The 23,712-nt window shown below is 67.6% G+C and carries 22 protein-coding genes; 17 read left to right on the forward strand and 5 right to left on the reverse strand.

All coding sequences use genetic code 11. The annotated features are described in order from the left end of the window. Positions 1-4: 4 nt before the first annotated feature. From LQ953_RS07295 to LQ953_RS07330, 8 genes are all read left to right on the forward strand, one after another. Complete coding sequence (locus tag LQ953_RS07295) at positions 5-1,135, forward strand: M23 family metallopeptidase (protein WP_269141354.1); 1,131 nt, start codon at positions 5-7, stop codon at positions 1,133-1,135. Continuing rightward, complete coding sequence (locus LQ953_RS07300) at positions 1,135-2,187, forward strand: potassium channel family protein (protein ID WP_231030064.1); 1,053 nt, start codon at positions 1,135-1,137, stop codon at positions 2,185-2,187. The genes LQ953_RS07295 and LQ953_RS07300 overlap by 1 nt, the downstream gene beginning before the upstream one ends. Further along, entirely contained in the window at positions 2,184-2,549 is a 366-nt protein-coding gene (locus tag LQ953_RS07305; protein WP_231030065.1) for a DMT family protein, read from the forward strand. Before LQ953_RS07300 ends, LQ953_RS07305 begins: the two co-directional genes overlap by 4 nt. 87 nt (positions 2,550-2,636) lie before the next feature. Next, entirely contained in the window at positions 2,637-3,977 is a 1,341-nt protein-coding gene (gene rimO / locus LQ953_RS07310) for a 30S ribosomal protein S12 methylthiotransferase RimO (protein ID WP_231030066.1), read from the forward strand. A gap of 6 nt (positions 3,978-3,983) precedes the next feature. Then, positions 3,984-4,346: a DUF6481 family protein gene (locus LQ953_RS07315; RefSeq protein WP_231030067.1), complete on the forward strand. Its 363-nt coding sequence runs from the start codon at positions 3,984-3,986 to the stop codon at positions 4,344-4,346. 60 nt (positions 4,347-4,406) lie between these two features. Further along, a complete protein-coding gene (locus tag LQ953_RS07320; protein WP_231030068.1) occupies positions 4,407-5,807 on the forward strand; it encodes a serine hydrolase domain-containing protein in 1,401 nt (466 codons plus the stop codon). Continuing rightward, positions 5,807-6,679, forward strand: a complete 873-nt coding sequence (locus tag LQ953_RS07325) for a hypothetical protein (RefSeq protein WP_231030069.1) — start codon at positions 5,807-5,809, stop codon at positions 6,677-6,679. Before LQ953_RS07320 ends, LQ953_RS07325 begins: the two co-directional genes overlap by 1 nt. Positions 6,680-6,711: 32 nt before the next feature. Continuing rightward, positions 6,712-8,106 (forward strand): leucyl aminopeptidase family protein, encoded by a 1,395-nt coding sequence (locus LQ953_RS07330; protein WP_231030070.1) that lies wholly within the window; start codon positions 6,712-6,714, stop codon positions 8,104-8,106. Here LQ953_RS07330 and LQ953_RS07335 read toward each other — a convergent pair. Continuing rightward, entirely contained in the window at positions 8,057-10,021 is a 1,965-nt protein-coding gene (locus tag LQ953_RS07335; RefSeq protein ID WP_231030071.1) for a putative bifunctional diguanylate cyclase/phosphodiesterase, read from the reverse strand. The two genes, LQ953_RS07330 and LQ953_RS07335, sit on opposite strands and share 50 nt — an antisense overlap. A 73-nt stretch (positions 10,022-10,094) precedes the next feature. After that, positions 10,095-10,853 carry a triose-phosphate isomerase gene (tpiA, locus tag LQ953_RS07340; RefSeq protein WP_231030072.1) on the reverse strand — a complete coding sequence of 253 codons (759 nt, stop codon included), beginning with the start codon at positions 10,851-10,853 and terminating at the stop codon, positions 10,095-10,097. 146 nt (positions 10,854-10,999) lie between these two features. On the opposite strand from tpiA, the gene LQ953_RS07345 reads away from it, so the two are divergent. Together LQ953_RS07345 and trpE are read left to right on the forward strand one after the other, a co-directional pair. After that, positions 11,000-12,943 (forward strand): peptidylprolyl isomerase, encoded by a 1,944-nt coding sequence (locus tag LQ953_RS07345; RefSeq protein WP_231030073.1) that lies wholly within the window; start codon positions 11,000-11,002, stop codon positions 12,941-12,943. A gap of 2 nt (positions 12,944-12,945) precedes the next feature. After that, the gene (gene trpE, locus LQ953_RS07350; RefSeq protein WP_231030074.1) at positions 12,946-14,445 is read left to right on the forward strand and encodes an anthranilate synthase component I; all 1,500 of its coding nucleotides are present in this window, start codon (positions 12,946-12,948) and stop codon (positions 14,443-14,445) included. 1 nt (position 14,446) lies between these two features. On the opposite strand, the gene LQ953_RS07355 is transcribed toward trpE, so the two are convergent. Then, complete coding sequence (locus tag LQ953_RS07355; RefSeq protein WP_231030075.1) at positions 14,447-14,851, reverse strand: hypothetical protein; 405 nt, start codon at positions 14,849-14,851, stop codon at positions 14,447-14,449. Positions 14,852-14,961: 110 nt separating this feature from the next. On the opposite strand from LQ953_RS07355, the gene LQ953_RS07360 reads away from it, so the two are divergent. The 5 genes from LQ953_RS07360 (at position 14,962) to LQ953_RS07380 (ending at position 19,239) form a co-directional block, all read left to right on the forward strand. Beyond that, the gene (locus tag LQ953_RS07360; protein ID WP_231030076.1) at positions 14,962-15,546 is read left to right on the forward strand and encodes an anthranilate synthase component II; all 585 of its coding nucleotides are present in this window, start codon (positions 14,962-14,964) and stop codon (positions 15,544-15,546) included. Positions 15,547-15,603: 57 nt separating this feature from the next. Beyond that, a complete protein-coding gene (gene trpD / locus LQ953_RS07365; RefSeq protein WP_231030077.1) occupies positions 15,604-16,599 on the forward strand; it encodes an anthranilate phosphoribosyltransferase in 996 nt (331 codons plus the stop codon). Next, a complete protein-coding gene (gene trpC / locus LQ953_RS07370; protein WP_231030078.1) occupies positions 16,596-17,366 on the forward strand; it encodes an indole-3-glycerol phosphate synthase TrpC in 771 nt (256 codons plus the stop codon). Before trpD ends, trpC begins: the two co-directional genes overlap by 4 nt. A 345-nt stretch (positions 17,367-17,711) precedes the next feature. Beyond that, positions 17,712-18,182: a cyclic pyranopterin monophosphate synthase MoaC gene (moaC, locus tag LQ953_RS07375; protein ID WP_231030079.1), complete on the forward strand. Its 471-nt coding sequence runs from the start codon at positions 17,712-17,714 to the stop codon at positions 18,180-18,182. A gap of 103 nt (positions 18,183-18,285) precedes the next feature. After that, complete coding sequence (locus LQ953_RS07380; protein WP_231030080.1) at positions 18,286-19,239, forward strand: PilZ domain-containing protein; 954 nt, start codon at positions 18,286-18,288, stop codon at positions 19,237-19,239. Between the two features lie 145 nt (positions 19,240-19,384). Here LQ953_RS07380 and LQ953_RS07385 read toward each other — a convergent pair whose 3' ends face one another. Beyond that, positions 19,385-19,606 carry a hypothetical protein gene (locus LQ953_RS07385; RefSeq protein ID WP_231030081.1) on the reverse strand — a complete coding sequence of 74 codons (222 nt, stop codon included), beginning with the start codon at positions 19,604-19,606 and terminating at the stop codon, positions 19,385-19,387. A gap of 178 nt (positions 19,607-19,784) precedes the next feature. On the opposite strand from LQ953_RS07385, the gene LQ953_RS07390 reads away from it, so the two are divergent. After that, a complete protein-coding gene (locus LQ953_RS07390; RefSeq protein ID WP_231030082.1) occupies positions 19,785-20,969 on the forward strand; it encodes a molybdopterin molybdotransferase MoeA in 1,185 nt (394 codons plus the stop codon). 60 nt (positions 20,970-21,029) lie between these two features. After that, a complete protein-coding gene (lexA, locus tag LQ953_RS07395; RefSeq protein WP_231030083.1) occupies positions 21,030-21,701 on the forward strand; it encodes a transcriptional repressor LexA in 672 nt (223 codons plus the stop codon). Here the strand turns inward: lexA and LQ953_RS07400 are convergent. After that, positions 21,695-23,704 (reverse strand): ComEC/Rec2 family competence protein, encoded by a 2,010-nt coding sequence (locus LQ953_RS07400; RefSeq protein ID WP_231030227.1) that lies wholly within the window; start codon positions 23,702-23,704, stop codon positions 21,695-21,697. The two genes, lexA and LQ953_RS07400, sit on opposite strands and share 7 nt — an antisense overlap. Positions 23,705-23,712: the final 8 nt, after the last annotated feature.

Here is a 23,712-nt window from a genome sequence, read left to right on the forward strand (position 1 = left end):
CGCCATGTGGGGGTTGACCAGGACATATCGGCACGCAGGCTTCGCGGTCGTTGCGGGCGCAGCATTGGCGGGATGCATTCCGCCTTCGGGCTACAGTTCGGCGGCAAGCGAGCCGCCGCCAATGCCGCAGCCCGCGTCACAGCAACAGCGCCCTCTGCCTTCACGAACGCCGCAGCAGGTGCCGGAGAGCGAGTATGAGCGCCGCGCGCTGGACCAGGACGTCCGCGCCCTGCCTGCCCCACCGCCTGCCTGGGAAGCCCGCCGCGTCGTCGCCGATGCCCGCCAGGTGTCCAGCTCCACCTATGTCGTGCAGCCCGGCGATACGCTGGGCGCCATCGCCGCCAAGACAGGTGCGGGTGCCGAGGCGATTGCCCGTGCGAACGCCATCCCCGCCCCCAACATGCTGCGCGCCGGCCAGCGGCTTACGATCCCCGGCGGCCGCTACCATCTGGTCCGCGCCGGCGAGAGCGGCATCGCCATCGCCCGTGCCTATAGCGTCGCCTGGTCGCAGGTCGTCGCAGCCAACGCGCTTACCGAACCCTATATCCTGCGCACCGGACAGCGGCTGCTGATCCCGCAGACCGGTCCCGAAACGCTGGAGCAGCGCGCCGCGCGCTTCCACATCGACATCGACGATATCCTGACCGGCGGCGAACCCGCGCTCGCCGTCAATGCCGCGCCGGCCAAGCCGACAGCCTCCTCCGCCCGCGTCCTGCCGGCGACCACGCCGGTTGCCGCCCCTGCCAAGCGCGCCGCCGGTCTGCTCGCCTGGCCGGTCACCGGCAAGGTGGTGCGCCGTTTCGGCCCAGGCCGCAGCGGCGAGCGCAACGACGGCATCAAGATCGCCGTGCCGCTCGACACGCCTGTGCTCGCAGCGGCGAACGGCGTCGTTGCCTATGTCGGCAGCGACGTGCCCGCACTGGGCGGCCTCGTCATCCTCAAGCACGGCAACGGCATGACCAGCGTGTACGGCCATGCCGGTCAGCTGCTCGTCCAGCGCGGCCAGTCGGTGCGCAAGGGCCAGACCATCGCCCGCTCGGGCAATTCCGGCTTTGCCGATCGCCCCGAGCTCCATTTCGAGGTCCGCCAAGGCCGCACCCCCGTCGATCCGCTCACCCGGCTTCCGGCGCGCTGATGGCGCTCCAGCCCGGCACGTTGAAACGCAAGTCGAGCCTGCCGGTATGGCTGGCGATCGGCTGGCGCGTAGCGGCGGTGCTGGGGCTGCTCGCGCTCGCGGTCGGCGTGCACTGGATCGAACGCGAGGGGTTGAAGGACACCGCCGACGGGCATGTCAGCTTCCTCGACATCATCTATTTCACGTCGATCTCGATCACCACCACCGGCTATGGGGACATCGTGCCGGTCAGCACGAGCGCGCGGCTGTTCGATGCGCTGGTGGTGACGCCGATCCGCGTGTTCGTGGTGCTGCTTTTCCTCGGCACTGCCTACAATTTCGTGCTCAAGCGTAGCTGGGACAGATGGCGCATGACGATTATCCAGCGGAACCTGCGCGGCCACATCGTGATCGCAGGCTATGGCAAGACCGGCTCCGAAGCCGTCGACGAACTGATCGCGCGCGGCACTCCGCCTGAAAGCTTCGTGGTGATCGACGCGGATGCGGATGCGATCGCCCGCGCCCACGCATGCGGCTGCATCGTCGTCCAGGGCGATGCCACGCGTGACCAGCTGATGGAGGAAGTCCGGATCACCCAGGCCGAGGCGTTGATCGTCGCCGCCGGGCGCGACGACACCTCGATCCTCATCACCCTGACCGCCCGGCATCTCGCCCCCGATCTGCCGATCAGCGTCATCGTCCGCAACGAGGACAATGAATTCCCCGCCCGCGCGGCGGGTGCCACCACCGTGATCAACCCGGTCAGCTTTGCGGGCCTGCTGCTCGCAAGTTCGTGCACCGGCACCAACATCGCCGACTACCTCGCCGACCTCGCCTCCGCGCGCGGCAAGGTCGCGCTGACCGAGCGCCCGGTGCGCGTCGAGGAGATCGGCAAGCCCCTGAGCGCCATCGCTACGGGGCTGGGAGTCCAGCTTCGCCGCAATGGGGAAGCCTACAGCTTCGCCGATGCCGAGGCGGCGACGCTGCTCGCCGGCGACACCGTGATCGAGATTGTCGCGACGCCCTCCCTCAGGCTTGACCTCACCGGCGCGGGCGACATGGTCGCGGCATGACCGCACCCCTGCTCGCCCGCCTCCTCCCGATCCTGATGCTGATCGGCTCCAACGTCCTGATGACCTTCGCCTGGTACGGGCACCTGAAGTTCAAGGACAAGCCGCTGCTGGCAGTCATCCTGGTCAGCTGGGGCATCGCCTTCTTCGAATATTGCCTGGCCGTCCCCGCCAACCGCTGGGGCAGCAGCATCTATTCCGCCGCGCAGCTCAAGGGCATGCAGGAAGTCATCACCTTGTGCGTCTTCGCCGTGTTCTCGATCCTGTACCTAGGCCAGCGCATCACCCCCAATCACCTGATCGGCTTCGCCCTGATCGCCGCGGGCGCGTTCTTCCTGTTCAAGGGACCGGTAGCGGCAGCCTAAATCCTCCGCGGCACCAAAGCGATCGAAGGGGTACGCAACCGCCCTCTCTAGCAATTTCCCCAGAAATCCCTATGTCGCGCCGCAATCATGGCAACCAAACTTCCTGAAGCCCCCAAGGTGGGGATGGTCTCGCTCGGCTGTCCCAAGAACCTGGTCGACAGCGAACGCATCCTGACCAAGCTGCGCAGCGACGGCTATGCCATGTCCCCGGACTATTCGGGCGCAGACGTCGTGCTGGTCAACACCTGCGGCTTTCTCGACTCCGCTAAGGAAGAGTCGCTCGAGGCGATCGGCGAAGCGATCGCCGAAAACGGCCGCGTCATCGTCACCGGCTGCATGGGCAAGGAGGCCGAGGTCATCCGCGCCCGCTTCCCCAACGTCCTCGCCGTCACCGGCGCGCATCAATATGAGGAAGTTGTCGGCGCAGTGCACGAAGCGGCACCGATGCCGCCCTCGCCCTTCGTCAACCTCGTTCCCGATGCCGGGCTCAAGCTGACGCCGCGCCACTACAGCTATCTCAAGATCTCGGAAGGCTGCAATCACCGCTGCTCCTTCTGCATCATCCCGGCGCTGCGCGGCGACCTGGTCAGCCGCCGCCCCGACGCGATCCTGCGCGAGGCCGAAAAGCTGGTCGAAGCCGGTACCAAGGAACTGCTGGTCATCAGCCAGGACACCAGCGCCTATGGCATCGACATCCGCAAGCAGCCCCGGATGTGGAAGGGCGAAGAAGTCGTCCCCCACATGACCGACCTGGCGCGCGAACTCGGCAAGATAGCGCCCTGGGTACGGCTGCATTATGTCTACCCCTACCCCCACGTCGATCAGGTCATCCCGCTGATGGCGGAGGGGCTGATCCTCCCTTATCTCGACATCCCGTTCCAGCACGCCGCCCCCAGCGTCCTGCGCACGATGAAGCGCCCGGCGAACGACGCCAAGGTGCTCGAGCGCCTGCGCCACTGGCGGTCGATCGCACCCGACATCACCATCCGCTCGACCTTCGTCGTCGGCTTCCCCGGTGAGACCGAGGCCGATTTCCAGTACCTGCTCGACTGGCTGGATGAAGCCCAGCTCGACCGCGTCGGTGCCTTCCGCTTCGAACCCGTCCAAGGCGCCGCCGCCAACGACTTGTCGGGCGCCGTGCCCGAAGAAGTCAAGGAAGAGCGCTACGCCCGCATCATGGAGAAGACCGCGGCGATCTCCGCCGCCAAGCTCCAGGCCAAGATCGGCCGCACCCTCGACGTGATCATCGACGAAGTCGGTGACGAGGGCGCCACGGGCCGCAGCCAGGCCGACGCACCCGAGATCGACGGCGAAGTGTTCCTTCGCGACGCCGCGCACCTCAAGCAGGGCGACATCGTTTCTGTCGCCATCGAAGACGCCGATGAGCACGACCTCTACGGCGTACCCCTTTCCAACCCCAGCATGTGAGAACTCATGGGTTATAAAGTACCGACCTTCCAAGACCGCGCTGCCCTTGCCGCCGAGGCCAAGAAGAAGGCGCTTGAGCGCCTGAAGGCCCAGCCCAAGCTCGATCCGGCCGAACTCGCCAAGCGCCAGGAAGCGCGCCTCGCCCGCGAGGCTGAGGAAGAGGCCAAGCGCCAGGCCAAGCGCGACGCGATCGCGCGCGAAAAGGCTGAAAAGGCTGCTGCCGCCGAGGCCGAACGCCTCCGCCTCGAAGAGGAAAAGGCCAAGGCCGAAGCGGAACGCAAGGCAAAGGCGCCCCCCACGGCTGCCGAACTCAAGGCACTGCGCGACGCGCGCTACGCCGCACGCAAGGCCCGCTCGCTCGGCCGTTAAAGCCGGGTGACGCATCGCTGCGGTTTGCCTATGCTCGGGGCTCCTATCGCTGGAGCCCCGATGATCCGCACCGCCTTCGCTGCCGCCGCCTTCCTTTTCGCGGTTCCCGCCGCTGCACAGGCGCTTACCGCCGAGCAGACCGCAAAGGTAGACCAGATCGTCGCGCAGGCGCTGGCCTCCACCAAGGTGCCTTCGGCATCCATTGCGATCGTGCGCGACGGCAAGATCGTCTATGCCAAAGCCTATGGCAACCAGGGCCCCGGCCTGCCTCGCGCCACTGCCGAGGCCAAATACCCGATCGCCTCGGTCTCCAAGCAGTTCACCGCCGCCGCGGTCCTGCTGCTCGAGGATGAAGGCAAGCTCGACCTCGACGACAAGGTCGCGAAGTATTTTCCCGACGTCTCGGGCGCCGACCGCATCACCATCCGCCAGCTGCTTAGCCACACTGCCGGCCTTCAGGATTACTGGCCGCAGGATTACAGCTTCGCCGCGATGGAGAAGCCGACGACGCCCCAGGGCATCGTCGATCGCTGGGGCAAGAAGCCGCTCGACTTCGAACCCGGCACTGCCTGGCAATATTCCAACACCGGCTATGTCGTCGCCGGCATGATCGTCGAGAAGGTGTCGCGCATGTCCCTGATGTCCTATCTCGAGGCCAAGGTCTTCAAGCCGCTCGGCATGCGCCCGGTCGATCAGGACAAGGCGATCGGCAAGGGCTTTCCCCAGCCTACGCACCGCTTCGCGCTCGGCCCCGTGCGCCCCGCCAAGCCCGCCGCCCCCGGCTGGCTCTGGGCCGCCGGCCAGCTCGCGATGAGCGCCAGCGATCTCGCCAAGTGGGACATCGCCCGCATCAACCGCACCGTCCTCACGCCGGATGACTGGAAGGAGCAGGAAACCGAAGTCCGCCTCGCCGATGGCAGCCCCTCGCGTTACGGCCTCGGCGTCAGCCTGGGCGAGCATGGCGGCACCCCCACCGTGTCGCATGGCGGCGAAGCGGTCGGGTTCCTGTCCGAAAACCTGGTGATGCCCGACAAGCGCTACGCCGTGGTCGCACTGGTCAACGCCGACTTCGGCGGAGCCCAGGGCGCGATCACCGAGGGCATTACCGACTTGCTCTACCCCTCGGCCGAAGCCGCGGCGCCCTCGCTCGACCAGACCCGCGACGCCCTGGCGCGCAAACTCTACGACCAGCTCCGCGCCGGCACGCTCGACGGTTCGCTGCTGACGCGGAACGCAGCCTATTATTTCGATGCGACTGCCACTGCCGACTACCGCGCCAGCCTGAGTGCACTCGGCGAACCGCAGGCGTTCGTGCCGCTCGGCAAGCCACGCCTGCGCGGCGGCTTCGTCAACCGCAACTACGGCATCACCTATGCCGGCCAGCGCCTGGTCGCGATCACCTATGCCGAGCCCGGTGCACAGGGCCGGTTCGAGCAGTTCATCGTCATGCCCCGCGACTGATGCTGTCTGCGCTCCTGGCGCTGGCGCTCGGGACCCTCACCACCCCGGTCGATCCACTCCCCATTCAGGACGACGATTTCGCCCGCCACCGCAGCCCCGCCGACTGGCAGGGCCTCACCGTCGAGCGGATCGAATTCAAGGAAGAACGCGCCGCCTGGCGGCTGTGGCGGATCGCCAACCGCGCGCGCCCGTCCGGCCCGCTCTGGTTCGTGCCGCATGACAATGAAGATGCCGGCTTCGAAGCCGCGCTGGCTGCGCTTCGCCTGTACGGCGGCACGCTGATCGCAGTCGATGCCGGCATCGCCCCCGGGCGCGACGGCAACCGCCTCAACCACGCAGTCGACCATGGCGAGCCCGTCGACCCCAACCGCAACTTCGATAGCGCGCTGCCCGGCTATGCCCGCCGCATCCTTGCAGGGCTGGCACCGGGCGCACCGATCATCGCGCTGCACACCAACAGTCCCGGTTTCGACCCCACCGACTCGCGCTGCAACCGCGCCGATCCGCGCGGCGAGGGCATCATCTCGATCCGCTTCTGCGACGACATCCTCACGCCGGCAGCGTCAAAGACGCGTGCATGGCCGTTCGACGATGACGACACCGTGGCCTTCGCCACCTTCCACGCCCGCCAGCAGCCCTCCGACGCCTTTTGCCGCAACCCGATGGTCGCCGCCGACTTCAACGTCGTCCAGGAACGGGTCGTCACCAGCGACGGCTCGCTCTCCAACTATGCGGTGCTCCACGGCCTGCGCTACCTCAACTTCGAAACGCAGGACCGCGGCGCGGCAGGACTCGCTGAGGCCCGCGACCGCCTGCTCCACATGATCGACTTCGCCATGCGCACGTGCGTACGATCTTCGCCGCGGGACTAGGCGCGGCGCCTTGCCCGCCCTAGATCAGCACCATGATCGATCTTTCCTCGCTGATTCAACCCGATCGCGGCCAGACCGCGCGCACCATCCACCTGATCGACGCCAAGGGCTTCGACGCCTGGCTCTCCGCCCAGCCGCCGCGCCACCGCGCCGCCGCCACTGCGCAGAAGCTGGCGCCCAGCGGCTATTCCAGCGCGATCCTGCCCGGCGACAATGCCGAGGATTGGTCGGTGGTCAGCGTCGTCAGCAATGTCGATCGCCTGTCGCCCTGGTGCCTGGCCAAGCTCGCCGAGACCCTGCCCGAGGGCACCTACCGCGTCGAAGGGCGTGAGCCCGGCAAGGCGCTCTATGGCTGGCTCGCCGCCCAGTACAAGTTCGACCGCTACAAGAAAAAGGACGCGACTCCTCAGGGCCCGCGCATTCTCCTCACCGGCGACCCGGTGAAGATGGAGGAGGCAACCCGCATGGCCGCCGTCACCTTCAAGCTGCGCGACCGGATCAACACCGGCGCCAACGACATGGGCCCGGCCGACCTCGAAGCCGCCGCCGCCGATCTCGCCCAGGCCTATGGCGCGGCGCTCACCGTCACCAAGGGCGCCGAGGTCGAGAAGGGCTATGGCATGCTCTGGGCCGTCGGCAAGGCTGCCGGCGAGGGTCGCGAGCCGCGCCTGATCGAGCTTGAGTGGGGCAACCCCGATCACCCGCGCATCGCCATCATCGGCAAGGGCGTGTGCTTCGACACCGGCGGCCTGGACATCAAGCCTGCCGCCGGCATGCGCCTGATGAAGAAGGACATGGGCGGCGCAGCCCACGCCCTCGCGCTGGCCGAGTTGGTGATGCAGAATCGTCTGCCCGTCCGCCTGCACATGCTGGTCCCGGCGGTCGAGAACTCGATCAACGGCGAGGCCGCGCGCCCCGGCGACGTGATGATCTCGCGCAAGGGGATCACGGTCGAGAACAGCAACACCGATGCTGAAGGCCGGCTGATCCTGGGCGACGCGCTCACCAAGGCTGCCGAGAACAATCCCGAGCTCGTGTTCGATTTCGCCACGCTGACCGGCGCCGCCCGGGTGGCACTCGGCGCCGATCTCCAGGCGCTGTTCGTCAACGACGACACCCTCGCCAGCGAGCTGCTCGCCGCCGCCGAGACCGAGTTCGACCCGATGTGGCGGATGCCGCTCTACGATCCCTACAAGGATCTGCTCAAGTCCGACGTCGCCGACATGGTCAACGCCGCCGAGGGTCCGTTCGGCGGCGCCATCACCGCCGCACTGTTCCTGAAGGAATTCGTGCCGGACAAGGCGCAGTGGGCCCATCTCGACATCTTCTGCTGGAACGGCGCGCCCAAGCCCGGCCGCCCCAAGGGGGCAGAGGCCGTCAGCCTGCGAGCAACCTGGAAGGTCCTGAAAGACCGCTACGGCAGTTGAGCCGCTGCCACAGCGCCTCTATCTCATCCTTGGCCATGGGGCGCCCGAAGTGGAACCCCTGGCCATAGGTGCAGCCTAGATCGGCCACCGCCTGGGCGGTGGCCGCGGACTCGATCCCCTCGGCGACCACGGGCAGATCCAGCTTGCGCGCCAGCGACACGATCGCATCCACCAGGCGCAGCGCCTCGGGATCATGGTCCATCGTCGCAACGAAGGACCGGTCGATCTTGATCCGGTCGAACGGCAGCATCTGCAGGTGCAGCAGCGACGAATAGCCGGTGCCGAAATCGTCCAGCGCCAGCTGGATACCCTGCTGCTTCAGCGCGCCGATCGTCTCGCGCGCGCTCGCCGCATCGGTGATCAGCGCGTTTTCGGTGATCTCGATCGTCAGCTTGTTCGGCGGAAACTGCGCCTGGTGCATCACCGCCAGCATCTTTTCGCTGAACCAGCGGTCCTTCAGCTGATTGGGCGAGATGTTGACGGCCAGCATCGTCCCCCAATGCCGCGTTTCGTTGAAGGCGCGCCGCAGCAGGCCGAGCATCAGCTCATCGATCAGCCCGCATTCCTCGGCGATCGGGATGAACTGGTCCGGACCGATCGCCTCGCCGGCAGGGCGCGGCCAGCGCGCCAGCATCTCGTTGCCGATCACCACGCCCGACCGCAGGTCGACGATCGGCTGATAGTGCGGGACGAAGGCGCCGCGGGCGATCGCCTCGCGCATCTCCACTTCGATGCCCGCGCGTCGCCCGATCTCGGCGTCCAGCGCGGGTTCGAACCGGCAATACTGCGCGCGCCCCGCCTGCTTGGCCCGGTACAGCGCGATATCGGCGCGCCGCATCAGCGTCTCGCGGTCACCGCCGTCCAGCGGGTAGAGCGCAGTGCCCACGCTCGCGCCGATATGATGGACGCGATCGCCCAGGATGAAAGGCTCGCCCAACCGCTGCACGATGGCCTGCGCAACATGGCACGCCGGCACATCATCGCCTTCCAGCACAATCGCGAACTCGTCACCGCCCAGGCGATAGCTCTGCCCTCGATCCTGCACCACCTCGCCCAGCCGATCGGCCACGCTGCGCAGCAACTGGTCGCCAACGGGATGACCATGCACGTCGTTCACCGCCTTGAAGCGGTCCAGGTCGAGGATCAGCAGCGCGAAAGCGGCGCCTCCTGCTTCGATATGCAGCCGCCCGGCCAGCGTTTCGGCCAGCGCGCGGCGGTTGGGCAGTCCGGTCAGCGGATCGTTATAGGCCAACTGATAGGCACGCTGCTCGGCCTCGCGCGCCCGGCGCTGCTCGGCGGCCATTTCCAGTCGCGACGTCAGCACCTCGCGAAAGCCCGCGAAGTTGGTGCGCAGCATCCGCACGATCACCGCCGCCACCAGCATCATGTTGATGCCAAGCTCGCGCAGCAGCCAGCTTTCCGAAAAGATCATGAGGAGCGTGACCGGCATCGCCCCCAACAGCATCACCAGATAGCCCGCGCGCGGCAGCGACTGCAGGCAGCAGCTACAGCAGAGCGCGCCGATAAAGACGTATATCGCAGTGCAGGCCTGACCGAGCAGGTCGGCCTGGCAATACAGGTACAGCCCCCACGCGCCGAACCCCCAGCCCAGCAGCGCGGCGGCCAGCGTCGTGCTGAACAGGTAGCGGCGGACCTGACCGGGCTCGGGTTCGAAATTGCGGCGACGAAACCAGAACAATGCCCGCGTTGCAGACAGCATGCCCAGCAGCGTCGGCACGCCCACGCTCCACACATGCGACACGCTGCCGTAGGACGACACGCTCAGGAACGCCGCATCGACCATGATCAGCGCGTACATCAGCGGGATTTGATGCCGCAGCACGCGAAACTGCTCCAGCAGGATCTCGCTGCTTGTTTCCCTCGACGGGGACAATGCCGAAACAAGGCGACGCATCATCCCCCGCTGATGCGTCGATTAGTCCGCCAATCCCATTCCCGCTTTGTACGGATAGGGATGCTACCCTTCGTTAACCCTTTGCTGCGGAAGCTCGTGCTGCTGCTTCGATGATCGGCACGAACTTCTGGGCAGTCAGGCTCGCGCCGCCCACCAGCGCCCCGTCGACATTGTCCACGGCCAGTATCGCCTCGGCATTGTCCCCGGTCACCGATCCGCCATACAGGATGCGGATACCTTCGGCGGCGTCCCCCACCATCATACGCAGCTTGGCACGCAGAATCGCGTGGATCGATTCGATCTGGTCGAGTGAAGGCGTGCGCCCGGTTCCGATCGCCCAGCGCGGCTCATAGGCAACCGTCAGCCATTCGGGCGAAGCGCCGTCGGGCAGCGACTTTTCGATCTGCGATTGCACGATACGCTCCGCGCGCCCGGCGTTATGCTCGGCCTCGGTCTCGCCACAGCACAGGATCACCTGCAATCCCGCGCGCCGTGCCGCCGCCGCCTTGGCCCAGGCGTCATGGCTGGTCTCGTTCTGGTCGGCGCGCCGCTCGGAATGGCCCACGATCACCAGTGTGGCACCGGCTTCGTGCAGCATCTCGGCCGAAACGCAGCCGGTATGCGCGCCGCGCTCATTCTCGTGCACGTCCTGCGCGCCGATCGGGAGCGCACCGGCACGGTCCACCGCCGCCGCGATCAGCGTGAAGGGCACGCACAGCGCCACATCAACCTCAGGATGGGCGGCGGCTGCCTGCGCCACGGCTTCCACTTCGCTCAGCTGCGAGCGCAGCCCGTGCATCTTCCAGTTACCGGCCACCAGTTTGCGGCGCATGTCCGTCTCCCTTGTTCGCTGGCTCGCGATAGCAAGCCTGCCGCCGGGCACAAGCTTGGTGGGCCATCAGCTTGATCGCCATACGCTTGATGGGAACGCCCCGTGGCCCTAAGGCACGCTCAACACCCTCTTGCGAACGGCCCTTCATGCTTCAATTCTTCCGCCGCTTCACCAAGTCGCGCTTCGGCCTGATCGCGGTGTTCATCTTCCTCGGCATCATGGCGCTGGCGTTCGCAGTGGGCGACATCACCGGCCTGCGCTCTGCGGAATCCGGCGGCGGCGGCACCGTCATCGCCCAGGTCGGCAAGCACAAGGTGACCGATGCGGAGGTCCGCGATCGCATCGAACGCTTCCTTCAGAATGCGCAGCGTCAGGGCCAGCCTGTCACCATGGAACAGTTCCTGGCCCAGGGCGGCCTCGACCTTGCCGTGGATGAAATCATCAACAGCGCGGCGCTGGTGGCCTTTGCCGAGCAATCGGGCATGCAGGTCAGCAAGCGGCTGATCGATGGCGAGATCGCCAGCATCCCCTCCTTTCTGGGTGTCGACGGCAAGTTCAGCCAGAAGCAGTTCGAGGACCTGCTGTCGCAGAACCGCGTCTCGCCGGCCGCCTTCCGCCAGGACCTGATGCAGCAACGCTATGGCAGCTGGCTGGTGAACCGCGCGACGCTGGGCAACGCGCTCCCCGAGGGGGTCGTCCTCCCCTACGCCTCGCTGCTGCTGGAGCGCCGCACCGGCGTGGTCGGCCTGGTCCAGTCCATCGCCATGGACCCCGGCGCCGATCCCGACGACAAGACGCTGGCAAGCTACTACGCGAGCAACCGCGCGCGCTACAGCGTGCCGCAGCGCCGCGTGGTCCGCTATGCGGTGGTGAAGCCCGATGCGGTGCGTGCGCAGTCCGCCGCCACCGATGCCGAAATCGCCGACGCTTATGCCAAGGCCGGCGCACGCTTCGCCGCGACCGAGAAGCGCACCCTGCGACAGATCATCTTCGCCGATCAGGCGACCGCCAACCGCGTCGCGGGCCAGGTGAAGGGCGGCCAGGCCATTGCGGCGGCAGCCAGCGCAGCGGGCCTGGAGCCCACCAGCTTCGAGGGCGTGGAAAAGGCCGCTCTCACCACCCAGACCTCCGCGCAGATCGCCAACGCCGCCTTTGGCGCGGCCGAAGGCGGCGTGGTCGGCCCCGTACGCTCGCCGCTCGGCTGGCATGTGCTGAAGGTTGAAAAGGTGGAGCGCGTTGCCGCGCGCACCCTCGACCAGGTTCGCACTGAACTCGCCAAGGAAGTCACCGACCGAAAGACCGCGCAGCGCCTCGCCGATCTGCGCCAGTCGATCGACGACGGTGTCGCCGATGGCAAAACCTTTGACGAAGCGGTGCGCGACGCCAAGCTGTCGGCGCAGGCCACGCCCGCACTCACTGCCCAGGGCCTGAACCCCGACGCGCCCACGACTCAGCCCGATCCGCAGCTTGGCGCCATCGTGCGCGCCGGCTTCGCGGTGGAACAGGCTGGTGACGAGCCGCAGGTGATCGCGCTCGGTCAGGACGGCAGCTTCGCGCTGATCACGCTTGAACGCATCGTCCCCGCCGCGCCGCGTCCGCTGGCCCAGATCCGCGATCAGGTGAAGGGCGATTATCTGATGACCCAGGCGCTGCAAAAGGCACGCGCCGCGGCGACCCAGATCGTTGCCAAGCTGCAAAAGAGCGTGCCGATGGCACAGGCCTTTGCCGAAGCCGGCGTGAAGAAGGGACCTCCGCCCAAGCCGTTCGACCTGAAGCGCGCCGAGGTGCTCGGTCGCCAGATGGAACCCTATATCCAGATGGCGTTCAGCATGGCCCCAAAGAAAGCCAAGCTGGTCGAAGGGCCTAACCGCCTGGGCTACTATGTTGTCTATCTCGACCAGGTGGAGGAGCACAGCGCAGCGAATGACAAGGCGGCTATCGCCCGTGTCCGCGGCGACATCGCGCCGCAGGTCGGTGGCGAATATGCCAGCCAGTTCATCCGCTCGATCCGCGCGCACATGAACATCACCCGCAATGAAAAGGCCGTGGCGCAGCTGCGTGCCCAGCTTGCGCAGCAGGGCGTTCGTTAAGCGTGATCCACGGCAGCGAAGCGGCGCTGGCCGCGCTCGAACAGGGCAAGCCGGCGCTGCTGTGGCGGCGTGAGATCGCCGATACCGAGACTCCGGTCGCCGCCGCGCTCAAGCTCATCGAGCCGGGCCGCGGCGACTTCCTGCTGGAATCGGTCGAGGGCGGCTCGGTGCGTGGCCGCCACAGCCTGATCGGCCTCGCTCCCGACCTCGTCTTCCGCGCCACCGGCGGCGATGCCGAGATCAACGGCGACTGGCTTGCGGACCGCAACGCCTTCGCCCCCTGCGCCGAACCGGCGCTAGGCGCACTGCGCGCGCTGGTCGAACGCTGCCGCATGGACGTGCCCGCCGAACTTCCGCGCGCGCTCGCCTGTCTGGTGGGTTATTTCAGCTACGAAACGATCGGCCTGGTCGAGGATCTTCCGCGCCCTCCACAGAACGAAGTCGACGTTCCCGACATGATGTTCGTGCGCCCCACGGTCATCCTCATCTTCGACCGCCTTGCCGACACCCTCTTCCTCGTCGCGCCCGTGTGGCCGGGTAAGGACGCCAAGGCCCTGGTCGAAGAGGCGAGTGAGCGCCTCAACACGACCGCTGCCCGCCTCTCGGGTACCAAGGTACCAGAACCCACTCGTTTCCGCGTCGACGAGATAGTAGCCGAACCCGTCCTCGCCCCCGGCCGCTATGCCGAGATGGTCGCTAGCGCAAAGGACTACATCGCCGCCGGCGACATCTTCCAGGTCGTGCTAGCCCAGCGCTTCACCGCGCCCTTCCCGCTCCCGCCCTTCGAACTCTACCGCGCGCTCCGCCGCGTGAATCCCTCGCCTTTCCTCTATCATCTCGACCTGCCCGGCTTCGCGCTCACCGGCTCGAGCCCAGAGATCCTTGTCCGCGCCCGCGACGGCGAAATCACGATCCGCCCGATCGCCGGCACCCGCCCGCGCGGCAAGACCGCCGCCGAGGACGAAGCCAACCGCGCCAGCCTGCTCGCGGATCCCAAGGAACGCGCCGAGCACCTCATGCTGCTCGACCTCGGCCGTAACGATGTCGGCCGCGCAGCCGAGGCCGGCAGCGTCCGCGTCACCGACAGCTACACGGTCGAATATTACAGCCACGTCATGCACATCGTGTCGAACGTAGTCGGAAAGCTTGCGCCCGGCAGCGACGCGCTGGACGCCCTCTTCGCGGGCTTCCCCGCAGGTACCGTCAGCGGCGCGCCCAAGGTCCGCGCCTGCCAGATCATCGCCGAACTCGAGCAGGAAACCCGCGGGCCCTATGCCGGCGGGGTCGGCTATTTCTCGCCCGACGGGTCGATGGACAGCTGCATCGTGCTGCGCACCGCGCTGGTGAAGGACGGCGTCATGCACGTCCAGGCCGGTGCCGGCATCGTCGCCGACAGCGACCCGGCCTACGAACAGCGCGAATGCGAGGCCAAATCCGGCGCGCTCTTCGCCGCCGCGCGCGAAGCGGTGGCACGCGCCAGCGAACCCCGCTTCGGCCAGTAGATCACGGCACCCGCGCGGCCTTGGCCTTCTGGTCCAGCCGCTCCTGCGCCCATTGCCGCAGCCACTGGCGCGTGCACCCGGTCTGCCCGCCCGTTCCCACCGGCGAGCAGCTGTTGGGCAGCCCCGCCCGGTTTACTTCCTCCACCGTCTCCATGCGGTTGGTCCAGGCCTGGCCGGTGGGGCCTTCCTCGGGCTTGTCGCGGAACTGCTTGGGAATGCGGTACGGCGAATCGCCCGCATTGGCGCACACCACGACTTCATCCGGGTCAGTCGACTTGGGGCATTGCTCGTTGCCGTACAGCAGGATCGAGCGCACCCGCTTGGGCATCTCCTGCCGCGCCTCCGCGCCATCCTGAAGCGACACGGGCGCAGCCATCAGCATGGCGATCAGCAACTGGGAAAGCATCAACACTCCTTTACGCGTACGCAACGCCCCTGCCGCGCCAGCGTTGCCCGCCATCTGTGGCCGCGCCAAGGCAATTGCCCCAACGCCCCCAAGCGCCTACCTCCACGCCCATGATCCTGGTCATCGACAACTACGACAGCTTCACCTGGAACCTGGTCCACTATCTTATGGAACTGGGCGCAGAGGTTCAGGTCGTGCGCAACGACGCTTTGACCGCCGCCGATGCCCTCGCCAGCAATGCCCAGGCGTTCCTGATCTCACCGGGTCCCTGCACCCCCAACGAAGCTGGGATCAGTCTTGACCTCGTCGCCGCCTGCGCCGACACCGCCCGGCCCCTGCTCGGCGTGTGCCTGGGCCATCAGGCGATCGGCCAGCATTTCGGCGGCAAGGTCGTGCGCGGCGGGCTGATGCACGGCAAGACCTGCCCGGTCGAACATGACGGCACCGGCCTGTTCGCGGAACTCCCCTCGCCCTTCACCGCCACCCGCTACCATTCGCTGATCGTCACCGACGTGCCCGACGATCTCGTGGTCAACGCCACGGCGTCCGACACCTCGGTGATGGGCTTCCGCCACCGCGAGCTTCCCATCCACGGCGTCCAGTTCCACCCCGAAAGCATCGCCACCGAGCACGGCCACGCCATGCTCGCGAACTTCCTCAAGGCAGCAGGCGTGAAGACCAAGGCCTTGGCCTGAACAGGGGCGCCGCAACAAAGTCTCGACTTCCCCCCGCCACCCCGGAATAGAGGCCGCGTGACCACCTTCTCGCTCCTTCCCAGCCCCGCGACCCCGCTCTCGCGCGAATCCGCCGCGCAGGCCTTCGCCGACATCCTCGATGGCGCCGTGCCCGAGGAAGCGATCGAGCATTTCCTGATCGCCCTCTCGCTGCGCGGCGAAACCAGCATCGAGATCGCCGAGGCTGCCCGTGCCATGCGCGCGCGCCTGATCCCGATCACCGCCCCAACCGGCGCGATCGACGTGTGCGGCACCGGCGGCGACGGCCACCACACGCTCAACGTCTCAACTGCCGTCAGCTTGGTGGTCGCGGCCTGCGGCGTCCCCGTCGCCAAGCATGGCAATCGCGCCGCCTCGTCCAAGGCCGGCGCCGCCGACACGCTCGAAGCGCTCGGCTTGGACCTCGATCGCGCCGCCGCGCAGGCTGAAGACACGCTGGGCGACCTCGGCATCGCCTTTCTCTACGCCCAGCACCACCACCCCGCGATGGCGCGCATCGGCCCGCTTCGCCGCCGCATCGCCCGCCGCACGATCTTCAACCTGATGGGTCCGCTCGCCAACCCGGCGCACGTCACCCGTCAGCTGATTGGCATCGCCCGCCCCGACTACGCGCCGATCTATGCCGAAGCCCTCGAACAGCTCGGGGTCGAGGCCGCCGCGGTGATCTCGGGCGAGGAAGGGTTGGACGAGCTCTCCACCGAGCACCCCAGCATTGCCGTCAACATCGGCAGCGCCACCCTGCCCACCCGCATCACGCCAGAGGATGCCGGCCTCCCCCGGCACCCCCTTGCCGCAATCCGCGGCGGCGACCCGGCGCATAACGCGCTGGCGCTGCGCCGCCTGCTGCTCGGCGACGCCGGCCCATATCGTGACGCCGTCCTCCTCAACGCGGCCGCCGCGCTGATGGTCGCCGGCACTGCCAAGACGCTTACCGAAGGCGCAGCCGAGGCCGCCGACGCCATCGACGACGGCCGCGCCAATGCGCTGCTCGACCGCTGGATTGCTTACGTATGACCACCATTCTCGACCGCATCCTCGACACCAAGCGCCGCGAAGTCGCCGAGCGTAAAGCGGCCCCGCGCACCTGGCCCACGCCAACCCCGCCGCGCGGGTTCAAGGCCGCGCTCGACGCCCGCGCCGCCGCGGGCGGCTACGGCCTGATCGCCGAGATCAAGAAGGCCAGCCCGTCCAAGGGCCTGATCCGCGCCGACTTCGATCCCCCGGCGCACGCCCGCGCCTATCAGGCAGGCGGCGCCGCCTGCCTCTCGATCCTTACCGACCACGAGTATTTCCAGGGCCACGAAGATTATCTCATCGCCGCCCGCGCCGCCTGCGACCTGCCGGTGCTGCGCAAGGACTTCATGATCGATCCCTGGCAGGTCGAGGAAGCCCGCGCGATCGGCGCCGACGCCATCCTGATCATCGTCGCCGCGCTTGACGACGCCCAGATGACCGAGATCGAAGCCGCCGCGTTCGAGCACGGCATGGACGTCCTCGTCGAAGTTCACGACGCCGAAGAGCTCGACCGCGCCCTCAAGCTCAAATCGCGTCTGATCGGCGTCAACAACCGTAACCTCAAGACCTTCGAAGTCGACGTTCAGAAAACGTATGAACTCGTCGCCCGCGCACCCGCCGACTGCACCTTCGTCGCCGAAAGCGGCCTCACCAGCCGTGCCGACCTCGACGCCATGGCCCAACACGACATCCGCTGCTTCCTGATCGGCGAATCCCTGATGCGGCAGAACAACGTGGAAGCCGCCACCCGAGCCTTGGTGGGCTGATTCGAATAGCTTTCTCGCTTCAGCGCGGGAGGAAAGTTGGTTCACGCGAAGGCGCGGAGGCGCAAAGAAGAGGTTCGCGCAGAGGCGCAGGGGACGCAGAGCGTGCTTCCCGCCGCGCCAGCGGCGGCCTGAACAACACACGTCGCCAATTCCTGCCGCTGACGCGGCGCACTCCGCTACGGCAAGCCAACGCCCTCTGCGCCTCTGCGCGAACAACCTTCTTCTCCGCGCCCTGCACCTCCGCGGGAGCACCCCCTTCTTCACTTCGCGTCTTCGCGCCTTCGCGTGAACGCAATCTCCTCCCAACGCTTGCCCCACACCCAAACCCAGCGCATGCCCCAAAACATGCCCCAGCCCCTGACGCATCTCGACGAAACCGGCGCCGCCCACATGGTCGACGTGGGCCACAAGCAGCCCACCACCCGCGAAGCCATCGCCACCGGCCGCATCACCATGTCGCCCCAAGCCGCCACCGCGATCAAACAAGGCACGATCAAAAAGGGCGACGTCCTCGCCACGGCCCGCATCGCCGGGATAATGGCCGCCAAGAAGACGGCCGAGCTGATCCCGCTCTGCCACCCCCTCCCGCTCACCCGCGTCGCGATCGACCTTGCCCCGGACGAGACCGGCGTCACCATCACCGCCACCGCTGCCACTTACGGCCAGACCGGCGTCGAGATGGAAGCGCTCACCGCCGCCACCGTCGCGCTGCTCACCCTCTACGACATGGCCAAGGCCGTCGATAAGGCGATGGTCATCGGCGAAGTCCGCCTGCTCTCTAAAAAGGGCGGCAAGTCCGGCGACTGGACCGCCTGACCTGCGCCAGTCGGCAGGGTCTTCCGGAGCCCGCGTTAACGCCGGATTCAATACCCGGGACTAGATCTGGCCCGTGAAGGACCCAGTGGAAGAATCCCGAGTCATGCAGCCTGTCAGGTCCGGAACCGTGTTCAGCCTCGCGGCCGATCCGCCCCGGGCGTTCGCGGACATGCGCGAAGCGCATACCGCTTTCGACGCCGCTTTGCTGATCGCGCCCGAAGGGCAATTTGCCTGCTCGCTGGAAAAGCTGACCACGGTCGGCGCCACGCTCTGCCTGTCCGCCGATCTCGCTCCTGGTGACACCATCACGTTGGAATTGTCCAACGGCCAGGGCATCCCCGGCCGGATGGAGTGGGTAACCGATGGTGAGGCCGGCATCCTGTTCGACCAGCCGATCGACGTGATCGGCACCATCGCCCGCAACCTCGCCGCGCTGCCTGCCGACCGCCGACACATGCCGCGTGTCGAGCTGCGCCAGACCGTCGCCATACGTCATGACGGCCGTGTGTGGCATGGCGGTACGCGCAACATCTCTCAGGGCGGTCTGGGCATCGACAGCACGCTGGACCTGAAACGGGACGACCATGTCCAACTCACCCTGGACGGCCTTCGACCGCTTAACGGAGTCGTCCGCTGGGCGCGCGAAAGACAGGCCGGCATCGCCTTTGACGAGGATCTCGGCTGGCAGACGCTGATGCCCTGGCTGCGCGGCGTGCAACAGGCTGCACTGGCGGGCACGCCGCCAAGGACTGTCGAGGCCGAAGCCGAGGGCATGATCCCCGACAGGCACGCCATCCGCCTCGATGCGCCCGCCCGCGTTCGCGAGGGCGTACGCTGGTGGAACGCACGCGTCCGCGGTCTGACCGCCCAACTTGTCGAACTGGAAACCCGCGCGCACCTTCTGCCCGGCGCGCAGCTGTGGGTGGCACTGCCCGAGATCGGCGGCGGCCCCGCCTCGGTGATCGAAACGATCCCGGGCCGCATCCTCTGCCAATTCCGCATGCCGCTCCGTCCGAGCGATCTCGGCGCGATCACCGGCCGGCGCCCGATTTCGTAGCCACTATCCTCCCAGAGGGGGAGAAGAAGGCGAATGCTTACAAGCGGCCCTCTCTAGGGCATCGCAACCGAGCCCGGCCACTGTGAGCAGCCAAGTGCTGCCGCAACAGCGAGGCCGGCGCCCAAGGGCACCGGCCTGCAAAAACTCAGCCGCGCACGCCGCGCAGGGTGTTCAGCACGGCCACAGCCGCCACACCAACGAACGCGGCACTCGTCCAGGGCCGCGCCTTGGCAAAGCTCTTTGCTTTGTCGGTGATCGGCGCGTCGCCGGAGAAATGCTCACGAAAGGCATCGGTCAGCGCCGTCTTCTTGTTCGACGTCGGCGCCGCAGTCGTGGTGTTCGTCGGGATAACGGTCGTTTCGGTCATGGTTTAATCCTCCGTCGCAGCGCGGTATGCGCCTGTTCGAGGGGAGGAACGCCTCAACGCCGCCCCGGTGCCCACCCAAGGTGGAAACCGCCGCACGGGCCACTCGGCCGACCGCGCGCAAGGTGCCCGGCAAGCCCAAGGCCTTGCACACCCTGCCCAGTTTGCACGAAGGCAGGGCATGCGCCCGCTCCTCCCCGTCGCCGAAGCTCAAGCTCGCCTCCTCGCCCTGGCCGAGCCGGTCACCGCAGAGCAGGTCCCACTAGCCCAGGCCCACAACCGCTGGCTTGCCGAGGACCTCCTCGCCCGCCGCACCCAACCGTCCGCCGACCTCTCCGCAATGGACGGCTACGCGCTGCGCTTCGCCGACCTGCCGGGCCCTTGGCGGGTCGTCGGCGAAAGCGCCGCTGGACGCGCCCACCCGGGGGAGGTCGGCACGGGCGAGGCGGTCCGCATCTTCACCGGCGCGCCGCTTCCCCCCGGCACCGACACCGTGCTGGTCCAGGAAGAAGCCGCGCGTGACGGCGCCACCTTGTTGCTCGACGGCGAAGGCCCGCCTTGTCTCGGCCGCAACGTCCGCCGGCGCGGCCTCGACTTTTCCGAAGGCGAACTGCTGCTCCAGGCGGGCACCCGCCTCAGAGCCGCCTGTCTTGCCCTGGCCGGCACCGCGGGCCACGCCACTCTCCCGGTCCGCCGCCGCGTCCGCGTGGCGATTGCCGCAACCGGTGACGAACTCGTGCCGGCCGGCGCTCCGGTCGGCGAGGCGAAGCTGCCCGAAACCAACCGGCTGATGCTCGCCGCGCAGCTCGCCGATCTCCCCGTCGACATACTCGACCTCGGCATCCTTCCCGATCGCCAGGACGTGTTGGAGGCCGCCTTTACCGATCTGGACGCGGACCTGCTCGTCACCAGCGGCGGCGCCTCGGTCGGCGACCATGATCTCGTCCAGCCGGCGCTCAAGGCGGTGGGGGCACAGATGGACTTCTGGCGCGTGGCACTGCGTCCCGGCAAGCCGGTGATGGCGGGCAGGCTTGGTCGCACGCTCGTGACCGGGCTGCCCGGCAACCCGGTCTCCGCCTTCGTCACTGCGATCCTGTTCGTCCGCCCGCTCGTCGCGCACCTCGCCGGCGCGTCCGACCCGCTGCCGCGCACGAGCATAGCGGTGCTGGGCGAACCGCTTGCCGCCAATGGCGAGCGCACCGACTATCTGCGGGCCGAGTTGCGCGAAGGCTATGCCTACGCCTCCACGATCCAGGACAGTTCGATGCTGCGGACCCTGGCACGTGCACAATGTCTGATTTTGCGCCAACCCCATGCGCGGGCTGGAAAAATCGGCGACTCGGTGGAAATCCTCAACCTCGCTTGACAATTTCGAGGAACATTGCATAAACGTTCCGTGTATGTTCTGGACCCGGAGGACTTCCCGATGCTCACGCGCAAGCAGCACGAGCTCATCTGCTTCATCGCCGATCGCCTCAACGAAACCGGCGTCTCGCCGTCGTTCGAGGAGATGAAGGAAGCGCTGGACCTGAAGTCCAAGAGCGGGGTTCACCGTCTTATCAGTGCCCTGGAAGAACGCGAGTTCATCCGCCGCCTCCCCAACCGCGCCCGCGCGCTCGAAGTGCTGCGCATGCCCGAACGCAAAGCTGAGACCGCCGCGCGAAAGAAGGCGCCCGCATCCCCGGCGTCGTCCACCTCGTTGCCTGCTGCGGCGAATGACGTGGTAGAAATCCCGCTGCACGGTCGCATCGCCGCCGGCACGCCCATCGAAGCGCTCGAAGGTGCCACCATGCTCCCGGTCCCCGCCGCCCTGCTCGGCGCCGGCGAGCATTACGCGCTCGAAGTTGCCGGCGATTCGATGGTCGAAGCCGGCATCCTCGACGGCGACTATGCCCTGATCCGCCGCACCGAGTCCGCGCGCGATGGCGAGATCGTGGTTGCCCTGATCGACGATGCCGAAGCGACGCTGAAATATTTTCGCAAGGAAGGGGCGATGGTCCGGCTCGATCCCGCCAATCGCTCCTATGATGCCCAGCGCTACCGCCCTGATCAGGTGCGCGTGCAGGGACGGCTTGCTGGATTGCTGCGACGCTACTGAGGCGTTCGCGGCGGTTGAATGGTCGGCGGCGTCTTCCACGGGTGCGCGCCGCCATCGCGAACCGTGCGGATGTTGCGGGAGCGTAGCTCGATCGCCACCCCGCCGGTCTGCCGCAGCAAGTCGCGGTCGAGCTTCAGCCAGCGTGGGCGGCAGCCCGGAGGCAGCCGCCGCTCGCTCACGACGATATCGGACGCTGCACATACCTTCATCATGTCGCGCCAGGGGACCAGATAGCCGCTGCGCGTCGCCGCCACGCGCCAGCGCTGCCCGCCTTCCTGCATATCGACCAGGCACAGATCGGCGCTGCAACGCGCCTCGGGCGCTTCGGCGAGCAGCGCGAGTTCGTCACCCGCGCCGCTATTCTCGCTGAGCATCGAGCGCGTATAGTCGCCCGCACGGTCGCGCAGCACCGCCATCGATCCATTCGCCAGCCGCACCGCCAGATGCCGCCCGTCGCCGGTAACCAGCAGGTCCGGAGCCGGGGTAAGCAGCGCCCAGCCCAACCCCAGCGCGGCCGGCACCAGCCCCGCCAGCCTGATCTTGGTCCGCCAAAGTGCCAACCACAAACCACCAGCGACGATCGCCGCGTAAGCACCTCCCGGCATGGTCGGCAGAGCAGCCACCGATCCCGGCGCGGAGGCCGCGGCATGGGCAAGGCTCAGCAGCAGCTCGAGCGCTTGGCTCGTCAGCCACCATGCCGGCCAGCCCAGGCCGGCAAGATCCAGCACGAGCGCGAGCGCTTCCAGAGGCATGATGACGAAGGTGGTGAGCGGAATGGCAACGATGTTGGCCAGCGCGCCGTAAATGCCGGCTTCGTGGAAGTGGAACAATGCGATCGGCATCAGCGTCAACTCAACGGCGATCCCCGTCAGAAGCAGCGAGCCAAGGTTACGCATGAGCCGCCGAGCGCCGCTCTCCTCTCGCTTGGTAAACAACGCCCGCAGCCGTGGGCTTTCATGCAGCGCGACAATCGCCGTGACCGCCGCAAAGCTCAGCTGAAAGCTGGGACCTGCCAGCGACTCAGGCCAGACCAGCAGCACCATCAGTGCCCCCGCCCCCACCAGCCTTAAGGTGATCGCCTCGCGCCCAAGGCTCAGCGCCAGCAGCACCAGAAGCGCAGCGGCGCACGAACGGATCGTCGGCACCTCCGCCCCGGTCAGCAACGTGTATCCGACTGCGGCCAACGCTCCCGCGCCAGCCGCCACCATCGGCAATCGCCAGCGTAGCGCCAGCGTCGGACTGAGCGCCAGCAGCCGGAGCATGACGAACATCGCCGCTGCCGTGACCGCCGTCACGTGGAGCCCGCTCACCGACAGCAAATGCGCAAGTCCCGAGCGTTGCATCGCTTCGGAGTCTTCTTCGGAAATAGCGCCGCGGTCGCCAGTCGCCAGCGCACTGGCAATGCCGCCCGCGCTGCCCCCGATTCGTGATTGAATGTGCGTCGAAAGCCGCTCGCGCAGACCGGCGCCCTCACCCTTGGCCAGTGTTACGATCTCGATGGGCGCGAAACCCCTGCCGGTCGCCCCGAGTCCGGCAAACCATGCCACTCGCGAAAAGTCATACGCGCCCGGAACCGAAGGCGCGGGCGGTGGCATCAGCCGCGCGCGCAGCCGGATCGTCGCACCACGAACCAAGCCCGGCTTCAGATCAGCCTCGGCAACATTCACGCGAACACGCGGCGGCAGCCCGCTGCCTGCTACGGACGCCAGGGTAATGCGCACCAGTTCGCGCGCCGGCAACGACTCGACGCGCTCGACCCGCCCTTGCAGCGCTACAACCGCGGGCCGCGCAAGTACCGGCGCCGCGACTCGCTCCGCCCGCCACCACACCAGCGCGCATCCCAACGCCATCGCCAGCCCCGCAATCGCCAGCAACTGGCCCGCGCGCGCGGTACGCGTCACCGCCACCCCCAGCAGCCCCACCGCGCTGCTCGCCAGGATGAATGCCCTCCATCGCGCCGGATCGGGCAGCGCGAACCACGCCGTGATGCCCGCCCCAAGCATAACCGGCA

It is taken from the genome of Sphingomonas sp. IC-56 (assembly GCF_021043375.1).
GTDB lineage: Bacteria > Pseudomonadota > Alphaproteobacteria > Sphingomonadales > Sphingomonadaceae > Sphingomonas.